Annotated in this window: 23 protein-coding genes and 1 tRNA gene; all 24 read left to right on the top strand. The window is 59.4% G+C overall.

Features of this window, described 5'->3' with window-relative positions:
- Positions 1-206 precede the first annotated feature (206 nt).
- Positions 207-2111, top strand: a complete 1905-nt coding sequence (locus WDN10_00555; GenBank protein MEJ0053205.1) for an alanine--tRNA ligase — start codon at positions 207-209, stop codon at positions 2109-2111.
- 49 nt (positions 2112-2160) lie between these two features.
- Positions 2161-3417, top strand: coding sequence for a hypothetical protein (locus tag WDN10_00560; GenBank protein ID MEJ0053206.1), 1257 nt, complete (start codon positions 2161-2163; stop codon positions 3415-3417).
- Between the two features lie 39 nt (positions 3418-3456).
- Complete coding sequence (gene infA, locus WDN10_00565; protein ID MEJ0053207.1) at positions 3457-3675, top strand: translation initiation factor IF-1; 219 nt, start codon at positions 3457-3459, stop codon at positions 3673-3675.
- Positions 3676-3683: 8 nt separating this feature from the next.
- Entirely contained in the window at positions 3684-3800 is a 117-nt protein-coding gene (locus WDN10_00570; GenBank protein MEJ0053208.1) for a 50S ribosomal protein L36, read from the top strand.
- A 23-nt stretch (positions 3801-3823) separates the two neighbouring features.
- Complete coding sequence (gene rpsM, locus WDN10_00575; protein ID MEJ0053209.1) at positions 3824-4204, top strand: 30S ribosomal protein S13; 381 nt, start codon at positions 3824-3826, stop codon at positions 4202-4204.
- A 61-nt stretch (positions 4205-4265) separates the two neighbouring features.
- Complete coding sequence (gene rpsK, locus WDN10_00580) at positions 4266-4661, top strand: 30S ribosomal protein S11 (protein ID MEJ0053210.1); 396 nt, start codon at positions 4266-4268, stop codon at positions 4659-4661.
- Between the two features lie 9 nt (positions 4662-4670).
- Positions 4671-5279: a 30S ribosomal protein S4 gene (gene rpsD, locus WDN10_00585; GenBank protein ID MEJ0053211.1), complete on the top strand. Its 609-nt coding sequence runs from the start codon at positions 4671-4673 to the stop codon at positions 5277-5279.
- A gap of 29 nt (positions 5280-5308) precedes the next feature.
- A complete protein-coding gene (locus WDN10_00590; protein MEJ0053212.1) occupies positions 5309-6259 on the top strand; it encodes a DNA-directed RNA polymerase subunit alpha in 951 nt (316 codons plus the stop codon).
- 22 nt (positions 6260-6281) lie between these two features.
- Positions 6282-6629, top strand: coding sequence for a 50S ribosomal protein L17 (gene rplQ, locus WDN10_00595; GenBank protein MEJ0053213.1), 348 nt, complete (start codon positions 6282-6284; stop codon positions 6627-6629).
- Position 6630: 1 nt separating this feature from the next.
- On the top strand, positions 6631-6984 hold the full coding sequence (locus WDN10_00600; GenBank protein ID MEJ0053214.1) for an uL13 family ribosomal protein: 354 nt from the start codon (positions 6631-6633) through the stop codon (positions 6982-6984).
- Between the two features lie 8 nt (positions 6985-6992).
- A complete protein-coding gene (rpsI, locus tag WDN10_00605; GenBank protein ID MEJ0053215.1) occupies positions 6993-7394 on the top strand; it encodes a 30S ribosomal protein S9 in 402 nt (133 codons plus the stop codon).
- 266 nt (positions 7395-7660) lie between these two features.
- On the top strand, positions 7661-7897 hold the full coding sequence (locus WDN10_00610) for a DUF2283 domain-containing protein (GenBank protein ID MEJ0053216.1): 237 nt from the start codon (positions 7661-7663) through the stop codon (positions 7895-7897).
- A gap of 5 nt (positions 7898-7902) precedes the next feature.
- Complete coding sequence (locus WDN10_00615; GenBank protein MEJ0053217.1) at positions 7903-8052, top strand: hypothetical protein; 150 nt, start codon at positions 7903-7905, stop codon at positions 8050-8052.
- Positions 8053-8060: 8 nt separating this feature from the next.
- Positions 8061-8618, top strand: a complete 558-nt coding sequence (locus WDN10_00620; protein MEJ0053218.1) for a nucleotide exchange factor GrpE — start codon at positions 8061-8063, stop codon at positions 8616-8618.
- Between the two features lie 77 nt (positions 8619-8695).
- On the top strand, positions 8696-10582 hold the full coding sequence (gene dnaK, locus WDN10_00625) for a molecular chaperone DnaK (GenBank protein MEJ0053219.1): 1887 nt from the start codon (positions 8696-8698) through the stop codon (positions 10580-10582).
- 109 nt (positions 10583-10691) lie between these two features.
- The gene (locus WDN10_00630; protein MEJ0053220.1) at positions 10692-10928 is read left to right on the top strand and encodes a hypothetical protein; all 237 of its coding nucleotides are present in this window, start codon (positions 10692-10694) and stop codon (positions 10926-10928) included.
- A 107-nt stretch (positions 10929-11035) separates the two neighbouring features.
- Positions 11036-12115: a molecular chaperone DnaJ gene (gene dnaJ / locus WDN10_00635; GenBank protein MEJ0053221.1), complete on the top strand. Its 1080-nt coding sequence runs from the start codon at positions 11036-11038 to the stop codon at positions 12113-12115.
- Between the two features lie 7 nt (positions 12116-12122).
- Positions 12123-12500, top strand: coding sequence for a hypothetical protein (locus tag WDN10_00640; protein ID MEJ0053222.1), 378 nt, complete (start codon positions 12123-12125; stop codon positions 12498-12500).
- A gap of 55 nt (positions 12501-12555) precedes the next feature.
- On the top strand, positions 12556-14343 hold the full coding sequence (locus WDN10_00645; GenBank protein ID MEJ0053223.1) for an ABC transporter ATP-binding protein: 1788 nt from the start codon (positions 12556-12558) through the stop codon (positions 14341-14343).
- Positions 14344-14408: 65 nt separating this feature from the next.
- On the top strand, positions 14409-14762 hold the full coding sequence (locus WDN10_00650) for a hypothetical protein (protein ID MEJ0053224.1): 354 nt from the start codon (positions 14409-14411) through the stop codon (positions 14760-14762).
- Between the two features lie 65 nt (positions 14763-14827).
- Positions 14828-16078 carry a tyrosine--tRNA ligase gene (tyrS, locus tag WDN10_00655; GenBank protein ID MEJ0053225.1) on the top strand — a complete coding sequence of 417 codons (1251 nt, stop codon included), beginning with the start codon at positions 14828-14830 and terminating at the stop codon, positions 16076-16078.
- 28 nt (positions 16079-16106) lie between these two features.
- Positions 16107-16189, top strand: a tRNA-Tyr gene (locus WDN10_00660).
- A gap of 190 nt (positions 16190-16379) precedes the next feature.
- On the top strand, positions 16380-16856 hold the full coding sequence (locus tag WDN10_00665; protein MEJ0053226.1) for a MucR family transcriptional regulator: 477 nt from the start codon (positions 16380-16382) through the stop codon (positions 16854-16856).
- Positions 16857-17208: 352 nt separating this feature from the next.
- Positions 17209-18153, top strand: a complete 945-nt coding sequence (gene trpS, locus WDN10_00670; protein MEJ0053227.1) for a tryptophan--tRNA ligase — start codon at positions 17209-17211, stop codon at positions 18151-18153.

The following is an 18153-nucleotide window of genomic DNA, read 5'->3' on the forward strand; positions in this document are numbered from 1 at the left end:
TACGACAGCGGCATTGCTTTATGCCGTCGAAGGAGGAGGAGCCTTGGGCACTCATTGGTTTGAGTTGATTGCGGTGTTCGCAGGCACCCTTTCAGCTACGATCGTCTGCGAAGGTTTGCGCAAGTAAACGAGACAATGAAGCCCGCCCCATCTCAATTCAACGAGATGTGGGCGGGTTCTTGCATTCATGATATCTTTTCGAGACCATGATCGTTTCCGAAGTGCGAAGCCGATATTTGAAATTCTTCGAGAAGCGCGGACACGCGATCATCCCGAGCGCGCCCATCGTTCCCGGGAACGACCCCACCACCTTGTTTACCAGTAGCGGCATGCAGCCCCTCGTTCCGTACCTTCTCGGCAAAGACCATCCGGCCGGGAAACGCGTCGCGAATTCCCAGATGAGTTTCCGCGCGGGAGACATCGAGGAAGTGGGTGATAACCGCCACACGACATTCTTCGAAATGCTCGGCAACTGGTCGCTCGGCGACTATTTCAAGAAGGAGCAGCTTCCGTGGTTCTTCGAATTCCTCACAAGCGCGGAAGAAGGACTCGGGCTCGATCCCGCGAAGCTCTATGTCACCGTTTTCGCAGGCGACAAAGAGGCTGGAATGGAGGCCGATATGGAAGCGGTCGGAATATGGAAGGAGCTTTTCAAAACCAAGGGGATCGATGCGGCGTTCTCGGATATAGGAAGCGAAGAGGCGGGGTATGAAAAAGGAATGGGTCCGAACGACCGTATCTTTGCCTATGACGCGAAGAAAAATTGGTGGAGCAGGGCGGGGGTTCCGGCGAACATGCCTCCCGGAGAACCCGGCGGCCCGGATTCCGAAGTCTTCTACGACTTCGGGCTTCCTCATGACCCGAAATGGGGTCCGAACTGCCATCCAAACTGCGACTGCGGTCGTTTCGTCGAGATCGGGAACTCGGTCTTCATGCAGTTTATCAAGAACCCCGACGGATCGTTCTCGAACCTTCCGAAGCAGAACGTCGACTTCGGCGGGGGCCTCGAGCGGCTCACGTTCGCCACGCTTGGCACCCCGGACGCTTTCCTCATCGATGTCTTCGACGCGGCGCGGACAGTGCTTGAGTCCAGGACCGGGAAGAAATACGCGGAAGAAGAGAGCGTGACGCGCTCGATGCGCATTATCCTCGATCATATGCGCGCCGCGTCCTTCATGCTCGCGGAAGGCGTTACCCCTTCGAACACCGAGGCGGGGTACGTACTTCGCCGTCTTATCCGCCGCGCGATACGTGAAGCCGACCGGCTCGGAATCAAGGACGCAGTGCTCGCGGATGTAGCTAAAGGATACGGCGAGGCGTATGCGGGACAGTATCCTCATGTGCTCGCCGCAAGCGAGGCGATCCGGGATGATCTCGCGAAAGAAGAGGAGCGGTTCCGCAAGACGCTCGCAGGAGGCATGCGGGAGCTTGAGAAGATGGGGAGCGACATCGATGCTTTTACCCTCTTCACTTCCTATGGCTTTCCGCTCGAACTCACCGAGGAGATCGCGAAGGAACGCGGCATCGCGCTTGATATGAAGAAAGTGAACGAACAGATGACCAAGCATCAGGAAGAATCCCGCGCGGGAGGCGCGCAGCGTTTCGCCGGAGGACTTGCCGACCATTCGGAACAGACGGTCAAATACCACACCGCGCACCACCTTCTCCTTGCGGCGCTTCAGAAAGTTCTCGGGCCTGACGTGAAGCAGCGGGGAAGCAATATCACGAGCGAGCGCCTGCGCATCGATTTTTCATACGGACAGAAGGTGACGCCGGAGCAGCTTACGGAAGCCGAGGACATTGTGAACGAGATCACCGCGCAGGAACTGCCGGTGACAAGAACGGTGATGCCGAAGGAAGAGGCCGAGAAGCTCGGCGCACAAATGGAATTCGGGGTGAAATATCCGGATATGGTCTCGGTATATTCCGTGGGGCCAAAAGATGCGACCGAGGCTGACCCGAAGATCGGCGAAGCATTTTCGCTTGAGTTCTGCGGCGGGCCGCACGTGGCAAACACGAGAGAGCTTGGCGAAGGCGGAAAGCGCTTCAAGATCCAGAAGGAGGAGGCTTCCTCCGCAGGAGTCCGCCGCATCAAAGCAGTGCTTGCATAACGGGCGTGATATACTTTCAAGCGTTATCTAACGCATAATCATCGTACCTATGCCGCGAACCCTTAACGACATCATCCCGCCCTCGCGCAGGCGCAAGATGGAAGAGGAAGGCGCGCTTCCCCCGGAAGCTTCATACCGGCAGGCTCCGCCTCCGCAGCAGCCGATGTACGGCGGCCCGTCCCCGCGCCGCTTCCCGTACGCGACCGCGCTCATCGCGCTCGTCATCATCGCCCTTTCGGTGGGTGCACTCTATCTTTTCTCCGGGGCGAAAGTGACGATCGACCCGTCAAGCGACACGGTCGCCGTCGCCGGAACCTATAGCGCGACCGCTTCGGGAGGGGCGCTGCCGTTTGAAGTGATATCAGTCCAGAAAATCGGCACGCAGTCGGTGCCGGGAGAAGGAACCGAGACGGTGAATCAGGCGGCGCAAGGTACCGCGACCGTGTTCAACACCCAAAAGACCCCGCAACGGCTTATTACCAATACCCGCTTCGAGACTCCGGCCGGGCTTATCTTCCGTATCCATGCGCCGATCGTCGTTCCTGCCGCCAAGGACGCGAATACGCCGGGAAGCGTAACCGCGACGCTCTATGCCGACGCCGCGGGAGAAAGCTATAACATCGGCGCGACGACTTTCACGCTTCCGGGCCTTGCGGGCTCTCCGGCGTTCACCGCCGTCACGGCAAAATCATCGGGCCCGATGGCCGGAGGGTTCACGGGTACCCGCCCGAAGGTCGCGGAGGCGACCGCGAACACCGCGCGGGGAACTCTCAAGACCGCGCTCCAGGGCGATCTTGTAACCGCGCTTAAGGCGGAAATCCCTGCCGGATACGTGCTTCTTCCCGGCGCGACGTTCACTTCGTATCAGGACCTTCCGAACGCCGCGGGCGCGAACGGCACGTCGGTTGATGTGAAGGAGCAGGGCACCGCGACCGCCGTCGTATTCCCGTCCGCGCCGCTTGCCTCCGCGATCGCCGCGCAGGTGCTCCCGGGCTATAACGGCGAGCCGGTGAACATCCCGGACGCGGGGAAGCTCGTGCTCACCCCTTCGACCGGAGCCCCGGCGGAAGGCGCGACGACCTTCGACTTCACGCTCTCGGGAAATACCACGATCGTCTGGACCGTGGATCCGGCGCGCATCGCCTCGGCGGTCGCGGGAAAGACCCGTGAAGCCGCGCAAGTGGTGCTTTCGGGCTTCCCCGAAGTGAAGCGGGCGCTTCTGGTGCTCCGGCCGTTCTGGACGGGCGCCTTCCCGGGAGACCCCAAAGACATCGACGTGGTAGTTAACCCGCCGTCCGGCAGTTGACGGTATCCCGGGCTCTTGCTAGGATAGAAAACGCATCGCATGAAAGATACGGGAGGTATAGAACCGGTAACAGGCACCGTTGAAGAGGTGCTCCCTAACTCGTTATTTCGGGTCAGGATGCCGGACGGAGAGCTCCAGCTCTCGTATCTTGCGGGGAAGATGCGGCTGCACCGCATCCGCGTCCTCGTCGGGGATTCGGTCGAGCTCGTGACCGATCCGTACGGCGGAAGGGCGCGCATCGTGAGAAGGCTCAGCTAATTACACACATGAAAGTACGCGCATCTATTAAAAAGCAGCAGCCTGGAGATTTGCTCGTCCGCCGCGGCGGGCGTCTTTATCGCATCAACAAGCTGAAGCCGAGACGAAAGGCGCGTCAGGGTTAATTTTGAATATCTAAGTACTACCTATGCGTATCGCCGGCGTATCCATCCCAGACGACAAGCAGCTCGCCTACTCGCTGCCGCTTATCTACGGCATCGGCCCTACCCGCGCGCTCGATATCCTCGCGAAAGCGGGCATCCCGGCAACGAAGAAAGGAAGCGAGCTCTCGTCGGACGAGGAGCAGAAAGTCCGCTCCCTGGCCGAAGGGTATACGATCGAAGGGGAACTGCGCCGCGAAATCGGACAGAACATAAAGCGCCTTAAGGATATCCGTTCATGGAGGGGCAACCGCCACGAGCGGCACATGCCGGTGCGAAGCCAGCGCACGAAGACCAATTCCCGCACCGTGCGCGGGAACGTGCGAAAGACCATGGGATCGGGACGCCGCACGCTCGAGAAGACTTAATCGTACGCACCACTAAATCATCATGGGTAAGAAACGAATCATCAAGAAGAGCGGGCGCGGCATGGACCAGGGACGCAAGGAGCGCGCCCTCTCCAAGGTTTCGAAGCGCCGCCTCGAGCGCGGCGTCCTCCACGTCGAGGCTACCTTCAACAATACCAAGGCCGTCCTCACCGACGAGAAAGGAAACGCGGTCATCTCTTCTTCCGCGGGAGCTCTCGGCTTTGCGGGCGCGCGCAAGTCGACTCCGTTCGCCGCGACGAAAGTGGGCGAGCTCCTCGGCGAGAAGGCTGCGGCGATCGGCGTCAAGGAGGCGAGCGTTATCATCCGCGGCATCGGCGCCGGGCGCGAGTCGGTGCTCCGCGGCTTCTCGGCGAAAGGCATCCAGATCCGCGCCATCAAGGACGCGACCCCGATTCCTCATAACGGCCCGCGCCCGCCTAAGGCCCGCCGCGTCTAATCCATCACCATGATCACCGGACCACGATACAAGATAGCGAAGCGCCTCGGGGCGAGCGTGTTCGAGAAAGCGCAGACGCAGAAGTTCGCGATTTCCGCCGAGCGCAAGGGAAAGGTACGCAAGGGCCGTCCGCGCGGCGCTTCCGAGTTCGGCAAGCAGCTTCTCGAGAAGCAGAAGGTGCGCGTGACGTACGGCGTCGGGGAACGGCAGTTCAGCCGCTACGTGAGCGAAGCGGTAGAGTCCGGCCACAACCCGGCCGAGCGGCTCCACCAGACGCTTGAGCTCCGGCTCGACAATGTGCTCTATCGTCTGGGACTCGCGAAGACGCGCCGCGGTGCCCGCCAGATGGCATCCCACGGGCATGTGACGGTGAACGGAAAACGCATCACCGTCCCTTCCGCGATGATCCGCCCGGGCGACGTCCTCAAGGTCCGCGAGGGAAGCCGGAAGTCCGTCCTTTTCGAAGGATTCAAGGAGCGCTTCGCCGAGAGCCCGCTCGCTTCGTGGCTTACCTTCAATCCGGAAACCATGGAGGGAGGCGTGAAGGAGATGCCGACCGCCGCTTCGGCGGATCCAGCAGGCGACCTTCTCGCCGTGCTTTCGTTCTACAGCCGTTAATTTAATAATCTAGGTAATACGATTGAGTTATGGAACACCACATCACACTGCCAAGCAAGCCGCGCATCGTCTCCGAAGAGGGGATGGCGGGCATGTACGAGATCGATTCGCTGTATCCGGGCTACGGCCACACGCTCGGCAACAGCCTCCGCCGCATCATCCTTTCCTCGCTTCCGGGCGCGGCCGTCACCTCGGTCAAGATCGAGGGCGTGCCGCACGAGTTCGCCACGATGGAAGGCGTGCGCGAGTCGGTCATGGAAGTGCTCCTCAACCTCAAGCGCGTGCATTTCACGCTCCACACCGACGAGCCGCAGACCATCTCGCTTTCCGTAAAGGGGCCAAAGCACGTCACGGCGGCCGATTTCAAGCTCCCGAGCCAGGTGGAGATCGCGAATCCGGAGCAGCACATCGCCGACGTTTCGGGCAAGATCGCGTTCGAACTCGAAGCGTCGATCGAGCGCGGCCTCGGCTATGTCCCGCGCGAAGTCCTTACCAAAGAGAAAGTCGACATCGGCGCGATCGCGCTTGATGCGACCTTTACGCCTATCCGCCGCGTGAACTACGAAGTCGAGAACATGCGCGTCGGCGACCGCACCGATTTCAATCGCCTTCGCATCCTCATCGAGACCAACGGCACTATCGCTCCCCGCGAGGCGCTTGAGCGCTCGATCGAGATCATGATCCACCAGCTCAAGTCGGTTATCGGCTTCCAGGAGGAAGCGGCACCGAGCCCCGAGGTGAAGCTCGAGGCGGAGTCTTCTTCGGAAGGAACGGCGGACTCGACAAAAATGAAAGTCGAGGATCTCGGCCTTTCGGCCCGCGTCACCTCCGCCCTTACGGATGCGGGCATCCGTTCCGCCGCGGGCCTCGCGCGCAAAAGCGCGTCCGCCCTTGAGGAGCTCGACGGCATCGGCGAGAAGGCTATCGCGGAAATAGAAAGTGCGCTAAACTCCCTCGGTCTCGCGCTTAAGAAGGACTGATACGGCGGGTACACGGAAAGCCATGCGACACAACAACAAAGGACGTGCGTTCAACCGACCAGACAACCAGCGCGCCGCGCTCGTCCGGTCTCTTGCGCGCGCCCTTATCCTCGAGGAACGCATCTCGACGACCGAGGCCAAGGCGAAGGAACTCCGTCCCTTCATCGAGAAGCTCGTGACGCGCTCGAAAGCTGATACGGTCGCGAACCGCCGCCTTATCTCTTCGAGGCTCGGGAGCCCCGAGGCCGTCAAGAAGCTCTTCACGACGCTCGCGCCGCGCTATGCGGAAACGAACGGCGGCTATACCCGCATCGTGAAGCGCCCGGCGACCGCAAACGGCCGCATGACCGCCTATATAGCTTTCGTCTAACATGGAACCGAAACAGTACACCATCGATGCCAGGAATCAGTCGCTCGGACGCGTCGCAAGCGAAGCCGCTTCGATGCTCATGGGCAAGAAGTCCGCGCACTTCGTCAAAAACCAGATCCTTCCGGTCACCGTGACCATCACGAACGCTTCGAAACTCTCGCTTCCCGAGCGCCGCGTCGCCGGAAAGGAGTACACCCATTACACCGGCTATCCGGGCGGCCTCAAGGTCCAGGGCCTTGCCGAGATGATCGAGAAGAAGGGAGTGGGCGAGGTGCTCCGGAAGGCGATCGACGGCATGATCCCGCGCAACAAACTGCGCAAGGGCCGCATGAAGCTGCTTACCATCATCGACTAACTTTATTTATGTCTGACTCTACCAAATACAGCGCGGCAGTCGGACGCAGGAAGACTGCGACCGCTTCGGTTCGGATCACGAAAGCCGATACGGCGAGCGTGACCGTGAACGGCAAGAGCGCGAAAGACTATTTCAAGACCATGGAACGCACCAAAGTCGCCGAGGAAGCGCTTTCGGCAAAGGATCTCGCCGGTACCTATGCGGTTTCCGCGCGCGTCTCCGGAGGCGGCGTCGCCGCCCAGGCGGAAGCCGTCCGCCACGCGATTTCCCGCGCGATCCTCAAGGAAGAGGCGGGCATGCGCGGTACGCTTAAGACCGCCGGATACCTGCGCCGCGACCCCCGCGCTGTCGAGCGCAAGAAGCCGGGACTTCGGAAGGCCCGCAAGTCTCCGCAGTGGAGCAAGCGTTAGTTCGGGAGTGTTTCCCCGGAAGCCTTTATCCCCGTCTTATCTTGTTTCGCTACGATGAACTGCAGGTTCAGAATTCTCGAACGCGCGCTGAGCACCGAACATATCAAGCAGACAATCCGGGAGCCGGATATAAAGCGCGGTGCCGGAGAGGGAACGGTTAAGGTTTGGAAAAGACTTGATGCGGGCGTAAGGATCGTAGTAGTATACTCGCAAGGCAGAATCCGGAACCGCAAGAACGATTATTTCGTAATTACGGCATACTACTTATGAAAATCACCTACGACAAACTGGCGGACGCGGCATATATGACGTTGCGGAAAGGGAAAGTGGCGAAGACCGTCGAAATGAGCGGAGACGTTATCATCGATCTCGACAAGCGCGGGCATATTCTCGGCATAGAGATGCTCGCCGCTTCAAATCAATTCGCAAAGGGAGATCTTGCGAGGAATACGATCCCCGGCATTCCGGTTGAAATAATTTCCCGCTCGCCCGTTACCGTATAAATACCATGAACTGCCCGAAATGCGGAAAGCCGATGGAAGCGGATGCCGGACGCTCCAGGGAAACGACCAATTCGGAAACCGGAACGAGATACGACCATATCCAATACGTGTGCCGGGAAGACGACGTGTGGGTCACTACTGAAATCCCTAAATAACTAAGGACATGCGGGACGAACGAGATGAATTCGAAATAGACGCGGAAGCCGCGGAGAACCGCCGTGCGCAGGGGGAAGACACGGACGCCGCAGATGAAACGGGCGCTGCCGGGAAAGTCGCAAAGTTGAAGAGGGAGATTGAGGCTCTTAAAAAGGAGAAGCAGGAATACCTCGACGGCTGGCAGCGCTCCAAGGCCGACTACGCGAACGCGCAGAAGCGCTTCGACGAGGAGCGGACGGAAGCCGCCGCACGGGGAGCCGCGAGAGCCGCAGAGGCGCTTCTCCCCGCGCTCGACAGCCTCGAGCGGGCCAAAGCCTCGGGAGAGCTTCCGGAAAGTTTCGCGGGCATCGTAAAACAGCTTGAAACGGGGTTCGCGAAGCTCGGTCTCGTCCCGTTTGGCGCCGCAGGCGATACGTTCGACCCGGCGCTCCACGAAGCGCTCGGAAGCGATACGGCCGCATCGGCGGACGAAGACGGAACAATCACGGCGGTGCTTGAGCCGGGATACCGGATGGGCGAACGTGTGCTTCGTCCGGCGAAGGTGCGCGTTGCGCATCTTGCATAGCCGGTTGCGGGGAGTAAAATAAAAGCATCTGCGCGAGCGGGCGTATTTATAAGGGCAAATCCTTAACCTATTTCACAATGGCAAAAATCCTCGGCATAGACCTCGGTACCACGAACTCCGCGATGGCGATCATGGAGGGCGGCAAGCCGCGCATCATCGAGAACGCGGACGGCGCCCGCACGACCCCTTCGGTGGTCGCAATCTCCAAAAGCGGCGAGCGGCTCGTCGGGACGCTCGCCAAGCGCCAGGCGGTCACGAACCCGAAGAATACCGTCTATGGCATCAAGCGCTTCATGGGCCACCGCTTCCAGGACGAAGCGGTCCGGCGGGATACGGGCATCGTACCGTACGAGGTGAAGGCGAGCGCCGATGGCGGCGTCGTGGTGCATCTTGGCGACAAGGACTACCGCCCGGAGGAGATAAGCGCGATGATCCTCGGCAAGCTCAAGGCGGACGCGGAAGCGAAGCTCGGCGAGAAGATCACGGAGGCCGTGATCACCGTTCCCGCGTACTTCGACGACGCGCAGCGAAACGCGACCAAGGCGGCGGGCCAGGTCGCGGGGCTCGACGTGAAGCGCATCATCAACGAGCCGACCGCGGCGGCGCTCGCGTACGGTTTCAATAAGAAGAAGGACGAGAAGATCGTGGTGTATGACTTCGGCGGCGGCACCTTCGACGTGTCGGTGCTCGAAGTCGGGGACGACGTGATCGAAGTGAAGGCGACCGACGGGGACAGCCACATGGGCGGCCGTGACATCGACCAGAAGCTCGTGAAGCATATCGCGGCAGAGTTCCAGAAGGAGAGCGGCATCGACGTCACGAAGGATCCCCTTGCCCTCCAGCGCCTCGATGAGGCTGCGGAAAAGGCGAAGCAGGAGCTTTCCTCTTCCGCGGAGGCGGAAATCAACATTCCGTTCATCACCTCGGGCGCGGACGGGCCGAAGCATCTCCTTCTCAAGATCACGCGCGCTACCCTGGAGAGTCTCGCGGACGAATACGTTACCCGCTCGATCGATATCACCAAGCGCGCGCTTGAAGCCGCTGGCCTCAAGCCTTCGGACGTGCAGGAGATCGTGATGGTCGGCGGCCAGACGCGCATGCCGAAAATCCTCGAGGAAGTGAAGAAGCTCTTCGGGAAGGAGCCGAACCTTTCGGTGAATCCGGATGAAGTAGTCGCTATCGGCGCGGCCATCCAGGCCGGAATCCTCCAGGGCGACGTGAAGGATATTCTTCTGGTGGACGTCATCCCGCTCTCGCTTTCGATCGAAACCATGGGCGGCGTCGCGACCAAGCTCATCGAGCGCAACACCGCCGTCCCGACGAGCCGTTCGCAGACCTTCTCGACCGCCGCAGACAATCAGACTTCGGTCGAGATACACGTGACCCAGGGCGAGCGCGCGATGGCCGCGGACAACAAGTCGCTCGGCAAATTCATGCTCGACGGCATTCCTCCGGCACCCCGCGGCATGCCGCAGGTCGAAGTATCCTTCGACCTCGACACCAACGGTATTCTCACGGTGAAGGCCAGAGAAAAGACCACGGGCAAGGAGCAGTCCATCCGCATCGAGGGCTCGACCGGGCTCTCGAAGGAGGACATCGAAAAAATGAAAGCCGACGCGGAAGCGCACGCGGGCGAAGACCAGAAGAAGAAAGAACTTATCGATGCCCGGAACCTCGGCGAGCAGATGGCCTATACCGCCGAGAAGGCGATCAAGGATGCCGGAGACAAAGCGCCAGCCGAGGTCGTCACGGAAGTGAACGAGAAAATCGTACTCGTGAAGCAGGCGAATGCCGGAGAGGATCTCCCGGCCATCAAGTCCGCAAGCGAGGCGCTCTCGGCGTCGCTTTCGAAGATCGGAGAAGCCATGATGAAGGCGCAGGAAGCGCAGACGCCGCCCGCAGGAAATCAAACCCCTCCGCCGGAAGCAGGCGCGACCGACGCGGAATTCAAGGAGAAGGAATAGAAACGATCGTACGAGTGAAGGAAATCAAGACCCGCTCTTCGCGGGTCTTGACACGTTACCACTGTATACTGTATAAATAGTCCCGGATCAACACAACGCGGAGTTTGCCATGTCACATGCTTCAGTAAATGAAGGGAACAAGGCTTCTGTTCCTTCCGGAAAGCTCTCAGACATCATCTTTGCCATCGTTTTCGGGATTGTGCTGGTGATCATCGCGGACAATCTGGTGGTGGAGCCGCTCTTCAACTTCTTCACCAGCGAAAGGCCGGTGACGTCTCCGGTCTGCGACGATCCGGATGACTCCTCCGTCTACTGTTATCCGCACAAATGGTGGCAGGTCTGGTAACGATATCCCGGACACGACAGTTTTTCCGCGAAAGGCGGCCGCTTGGCCGCCTTTCTGTATTGCCGCACGATTTTGCGCGCGCCCGTGAAGAGGCGTATACTTTTCATATGGCAAAAAACTACTACGAAACTCTGGGCGTCGAGAAGAACGCGAGCCAGGACGATATCAAGAAGGCCTTCAGGAAGCTCGCGCAAAAGCACCACCCGGACAAAGGAGGCGACGAGGCGAAGTTCAAGGAGATCACGGAAGCATACTCGACCCTTTCCGACGAGAAGCGGCGGAAAGAATACGATTCATACGGGCGAAGCTTTGCGGGAGGAGGCCCCGGCGCCGGGCAGGCGGGAGGATTCGGCGGATTCGATTTCAGCGGATTCGAGCAAGGGGGATTCGAGAATGTCGACTTCGGCGACATGTTCGAGGGCTTCGGCGACCTCTTCGGCGGCAGAAGGGCCGCGCGGGCGCCGCGCGGGCGCGATATCTCGATCGACATCGAAGTATCCTTCAAGGACTCGGTGCTCGGCACCAGGCGTTCGGTGCTCATCGCCAAGGTCGGGCAGTGCGATGTTTGTAAGGGGAACGGAGCGAAGCCCGGTACCGAGCTTGAGACCTGCAAGACCTGCGGCGGTTCGGGACGCGTCCATGAAACCCGCAACTCGATACTCGGTACCTTCTCAAGCGTGCGTACGTGCGCGCACTGCGACGGTACGGGAAAGATCCCGAAGGAAAAATGCCACGCGTGCGGCGGCAAGGGCGTGAAGCGGCAGGAAGAGGAGATACAGATCCAGGTACCTGCGGGAATCGATAATGGCGAGATGGTACGTCTCCCGCAGCAAGGGGAAGCCATAAAAGGAGGGGCTGCCGGAGACCTTTACGTGAAGATCCACGTAAAGCCGCATCCGGTGTTCCGCAAGGATGGCGCGAACCTCGTCATGGAGCTCCCCCTGAAACTCACCGACGCGCTCACGGGCACTACGGTCTCCGTCGAAACCATAGAAGGGAAGACGCTCGAGGTGAAAGTGCCAGCCATGAGCCGCACCGAGGAAGTGCTCCGCATCCGCGACAAGGGAGTGCCCGTGGAAGGGGGACAGCGCGGAGACCTTCTGATCCGCACCTCGGTCACGCTTCCGAAGAAGTTATCCTCGAAAGCGAGGAAGGCGGTGGAGGAACTGAAATCGGAAGGGTTATAATGTTCGCATGAACGCGTTCATATCGTCGCTGTATACCGGCTACGCGCTCTATGCCGTCTTTCCCTATCTCCCGACGGTACTTTCCTGGGGCGGTACGCCGGAAATAAAGCTCGCGCTCACGCTTGGCGTCTATGCTCTTGCCGTAGCGGTGGCTTTTCCCGTGCTCAAGAGATTCATGGGAGCGAGCTTCTCCCGCAGCTTCGCGCCGCTTGCGATCCTCGGGCTTCTCGCGCTCGGGTTCATCATCGCCATGCTCTATCACGTCTTCGGCGCGACGGCAGTCGTGAACCTGCCGCCGCTCCTCGATACGCTCTTCGCGCCCAAAGGCCTCTTCTTTTATTGGTTTATCGCTCCCCTGGTCGGACTTTTCTTCCTTTCCCGATAGATGGGCATCGCGTCCGGTATTTTGCTAGAGCGCAATTTTATGCTATAATTACGATATGAAAGAAGAGGAAAAGCCTACATTCACGTGGCAGGAGAAGAAAACGGCGCTGTGGCGCCAGCTTCGTCCGTACAAAACACCCCTGATGTGGCTTTCGGCCATTGAGATCTTCTTCGCGGTCGGGAACGGCGTCATCCCCTATATCACCGGCCGCTTCTTCGACGCCCTCATTCCGCCCTACCATTCGGTCGTCGTTGCGACGGAGAGCCTGCCGTTGTGGCTCGTACTGCTTCTCGTGTGGCTGCTCACTCAGATAATCACGAACGTCATAAGCTGGGTATCCGACCTTAAGAGCCAGTTGCTTACTACCGAGCTGCATGCGGGAGTGCAGGCGCGGGCTTTCGCCCACCTGCTCACGCTCCCGGTCAACTACCACAAAAAGCACCGGTCCGGAGAGATAAGCAACCTTATCGACCGCGGCGGGTGGATGCTGAGTTCGCTCGTCAACCTCGGCCTGTCCCTTGCGCCGCAGTTCCTGACCATCCTTATCGGCGTCGTCATCTCGTTCATGATCCAGCCGATGCTCGCGCCCGTACTCCTGGCCGGAGTCGCGGTGTACTGCTTCCTGCTTCTCTATATCCTTCCGGCGACGAACGACTATCAGGAAAAGGGCATCGAGATCTGGAATAAAGCGTACGGCGACGCGGCCGATGCGTATACGAACGTGCATACCGTGAAGCAGGCCGGGGCGGAGCAGTATGAAGGAAAACAAATCATAGACGGCCTGCTCGGCAAGGCCGTGCCGATGTACTATCGTTTGGAGAAACTTTGGAGCAATCTTAACTTCTCCCAGCGCATCGTCGTTACTCTTACCCAGACGGTGATTTTCCTGTTCTCCGCCTTCCTTATCACGCGCGGCGAGCTCACGATCGGCGGGCTCATAGCCTTCAACGCGTATGCGGGGATGATTATCGGCCCGTTCGTGTCCCTTGGGCGGCAGTGGCAGACCGTACAGGGCGCGCTCGTGACGATGGCAAAGCTCGAAATCGTATTTGGCACGGAACCGGAAAACTACGAACCGCTCAATGCCATCCGCCTGCCGGATGTCCGCGGCGATGTCGAGTTCGACGACGTCCATTTCAGATATGAGGCGGATCAGCCGGAGATACTGAAAGGCGTTTCTTTTACAGCCACAGCAGGCGAGGTCGTTGCGTTCGTCGGCGAGACGGGGGTCGGCAAATCGACGACCGCCGAACTTATCTCCGGCTACTATTTCGCAAACGAAGGCAGGATCCTGATCGACGGGCACGATATCCGACAGGTGAATCTCCGGGAACTCCGGAGCCGCATCGCCATCGTCCCGCAGGAAGTCGTGCTGTTCAACTCGAGCATCAAGGACAATATCCGGTACGGACGGCCGGACGCGACGGATTCCGAAGTGGAGCTCGCAGCCAGGCGCGCGCATGCTGACGTATTTATCGACAAGTTCCCGATGAAATACGAGCAGGAGGTCGGGGAGCGGGGCATCAAGCTTTCGGTCGGACAGAAGCAGCGCGTCGCCATCGCGCGCGCTATGCTCCGGAATCCGCGCATCCTTATACTTGATGAGCCGACCTCGGCGCTTGATGCAGAGACCGAGCGATACATCACCAAATCGCTCGAAGAGCTTATGAAGGGGCGCACGACCTTCATCATCGCGCACCGCCTCTCGACCGTACGCAAAGCCGACCGCATTATCGTTCTTGAAGAAGGAAAGATCGCGGAAATGGGCACCCACGACGAGCTTATGGCCAATAACGGGAAGTATTCCCAGCTGTATAACCTCCACATCGGGCTTCGCGAATAGTCTTCTTTCCGCGGGCCTGGTTTCATGCTTTACTGCCAGTGGTTGTCGTTTAATGGGGGGTCCACATGGAAATGAAGCTTCCGCTTCTCCACATCCGACAGGTTGTCGAGTCGGGTCTCGGAGCGCTCGACGTGCGGGGTAGAGTCAGGCAGGGGAACGCTTTGTTCAAGCAATTGCATACGACATTCCCCTATCCTTTGCTCCTGGTATACATCGACCGCATCACCAAGAAAGACCGGCAAGTTCGCGTTTTCGTATCGCACAGGGACGCGTGTCCGCACTATCCGTATACTCGGCTGATCATGGCGGTACGAATGGTATGCAGGAACGGCCAGTGGATTGCCGGACTTCCGCAAGAAAGCCATATCCGCCAAGGACGCTCCCTGACGAAAGTGCGTTCCGGGCAAAAGACCGCCTGATTCAGGAGCCCCGGCCGCACGCGGCGGCGGGGCTCCGACTCTTTAATACGTGGTATATTCTTGGCATGAATCTCGTAGAAGATCTGAAGGCGCGCGAGCTCGTCGAGCATCATTCGGCCGAGCCGGAAAAGATATTTTCCGGGAAGCGCACCGTATACCTTGGCGTCGACCCGTCGGCGGACTCGATGCAGGCGGGAAATCTCGTCGTGCTTCTTCTCATGAAGCGGCTTGCGGACGCGGGGCATAACCTGGTCCTTCTCGTCGGCGGCGGCACCGGTATGATCGGGGATCCGCGCGAAAGCGGGGAACGGCAGCTTGCGGATGCGAAGATTGTCGCCCGCAACGCGAAGGCGCTTCAAAAGCAGATGGAGCGGATCATTGGCAGGCGCGTGCGGCTCGTTAACAACGCCGACTGGCTTCTTAAGGTGAAGCTCGTTGATTTTTTGCGCGATATCGGCAAACATTTCACCGTAAACGAGCTCGTGAAGCGCGATATCATCCGCAGGCGCCTTGAAACCCCGGACGAAAGCATCTCCTACACCGAATTCGCGTACTCGCTCCTCCAGGGCCTCGACTATCTGACGCTCTATCAGAAGTACGGCGTCGACGTGCAGCTTGGCGGCTCCGATCAGTGGGTCAATATCCTCTCCGGCGTCGAGCTCATCCGCCGGAAGCTCGGCAGGGAAGCCTTCGCCTTTACCTGCCCGCTCGTCACCGACTCTTCGGGCAAGAAATTCGGGAAGTCGGAAGGAAATGCGGTCTGGCTCGATCCGGACAAGACTTCGCCGTTCGCCTTCTACCAGTTCTGGCTCAACCAGCCGGACGATTCCGTAGAAAAGTACCTTAAATTCTATACGTTCCTTCCGCTATCCGAGATCGATTCGCTCGTGGAGCGCAACAGGGCGAATCCGCAGGCCCGCGAAGCGCAGAGGAAGCTTGCGGGCGACGTGACGACGCTCGTCCACGGACGGAAGGCGGCGGAAGAAGCGGAAAAGGTTTCCGGGGTTCTCTACGGCTCCGGCTCCCTCGCCTCGCTTGCCAAAAGCGAAAGGCTGGCACTCATCGCAGGCGCCCCGGGTATGACGATCGCATTCCGGGCGCTTGCCGGGACTTCGGTGGCGGACGCGCTCGTTGCAAGCGGCCTCGCGACTTCCAAGAGCGACGCGCGGAGGCTCATCGAAGGGAAGGGAGTTTCGATAAATGGGATCGCAATTGAAGAGCCTGATGCCGTCCTTGACCCGAATCAGTTCGAAAACGGCCTGGCGCTCCTTCGCCGCGGCAGGCAGCAGGTCGCGGTGCTTTCGATTGAAAAATAGGCCGTTAGCGGCTATAGTCTAGGGCATTGCGTCGGTGGCAGAGTGGTCAATTGCAACAGGCTGTAAACCTGTCGACTTCGGTCTACGGAGGTTCGAATCCTCCCCGGCGCACTATATATCGCTCCACGGAATTAGGAAGCGCCATTTTCAGTATCTTATCGGAACATGTCAGCAAGATTCCCGCTTGTCTCACCCGCAGCAAAAAAGAAGCAAACGATATTGACTTATATACAACTAAATGTTAATATCGCTTTGAGCAACCGCTCAAGGACTGTACCTCACTCAAACAAGGGAGTTTCCCATGGCCGATCCGGCCAATACCAACACACCGAATGCCTTGTCCGCCACGACAGGCACCACGGAGCTTCTGGAGCTCACAGCCCGCATCGTTGCGGCCTATGTGAGCAACAACCCGCTTCCCGTCACGGAGGTGCCTGGAATGATCAAGAGCGTGCATGCGACGCTCGGCGGCCTCGACACGGCCGACAACGCCGTGAAGACGGACCAGAAGCCAGCCGTTGCGGTGAAGAGCTCCGTGACGCCCGGCTACATCGTCTGCCTCGAGGACGGCAAAAAGCTGAAGATGCTCAAACGGTATCTGAAGGCGAACTACAATCTCACGCCCGAAGAATACCGGGCCAAGTGGGGATTGCCCGCGAATTATCCGATGGTGTCGCCCGACTACGCGGCGCAACGCTCGGCATTCGCCAAGAAGATCGGTCTCGGGCGAAATCCGCCGAAGACGGTGGTCCCCATGAGAAGAAAGGTCGCGCGCTGATTTTTCGGCGGCGCGGCTGTGTCCGGCGGCGGTCCTTCGGGGCCGCCGCTTTTTCTATACCTGGATACTTCATCCGCTTCGTGCTATAATGCTTCCCGGTTGGGTTCCGGCTGCAGGGATGCTGCGGCGCTGTGCGGGAGGCGTTGATGTGCGTACTTGACCCTGGCTCTGCTGCGCTCGCAGAAGAGTGGAGGAAGAGACTCGACGACTGGTGGAAGAACCGCCGGAAAATGCCGAGCGAACTGCTCCTGAAACTGCTTTCGATCGGACGCCGCGAAGCGGCGGGTGGGCAATGACAAGGGGCCGCGCAGAATGCGCAGGCCTCGTTCGTTTTTCTGGTATACTCGAGGCCATGGCAGGCAAACAAACGCTTCTTACCGGACTCCAGCCTTCGGGAGACCTCCATATCGGCAACTATTTCGGGGCGCTCAAGCCCTTCATCGACCTCTACGGAAACTACGAGAGTTATCTCATGGTCGTCGATTATCACGCGCTCACCTCGCTTCGCGATCCGGAAGCGCTCCGGAAAAATATCAAGGGGGTCGTGCGCGATTATATCGCGGCGGGCGTCGATCCCGAGAAAGCGACTGTCTTCAAACAGTCGGATGTGCCTGCGCATACCGAGCTTGCGTGGGTATTCGACTGCCTGGTATCCGTACCGTTTCTGATGCAGGGACATGCGTATAAGGATAAGGTCGCGAAGGGGCTCGAGCCGAATGCGGGATTGTTCACCTATCCCATGCTCATGGCCGCGGACATTCTTCTCTATGACACGGACGTGGTGCCGGTGGGCGAAGACCAGCGCCAGCATATCGAATACGCCCGTGAGGCGGCGAACAAGTTCAATAACACGTTTGCGCCACTCTTTAAGGAACCGAAAGAAAGAATCCTCAAGGCCCAAGGCATCGTCCCGGGAACCGACGGGGCAAAAATGAGCAAGAGCTATAAGAATACTATCCCGCTCTTTGGCACGCGCGACGAGATCGTGAAGGCCGTGATGGGGATCGTGACGGACTCCTCCGGCGGACGCCCGGAGAACGTGTACGTCATACACAAGCTTTTCCGCAGCGAAAGCGACCTTGATGCGCTCTATGCAGAGAAGGCAGGTAAATATAAGGACCTCAAGGAAGCCCTTATCGAAGACATCGACGCATTCATCGCCCCCATGCGCGAAAAGCGCGCTTCCATCTCGGACGAAGACGTCGCCCGCGTACTTGCGCGGGGCGGGGAGACAGCCCGGGCGGTTTCCGAAGCCAAGATGAAAGAAGTGCGCAGAGCGGTCGGCGTTAGTGTATAA

The organism is bacterium (genome assembly GCA_037200965.1).
Lineage (GTDB): Bacteria > Patescibacteriota > Minisyncoccia > Phycocordibacterales > Phycocordibacteraceae > C7867-001.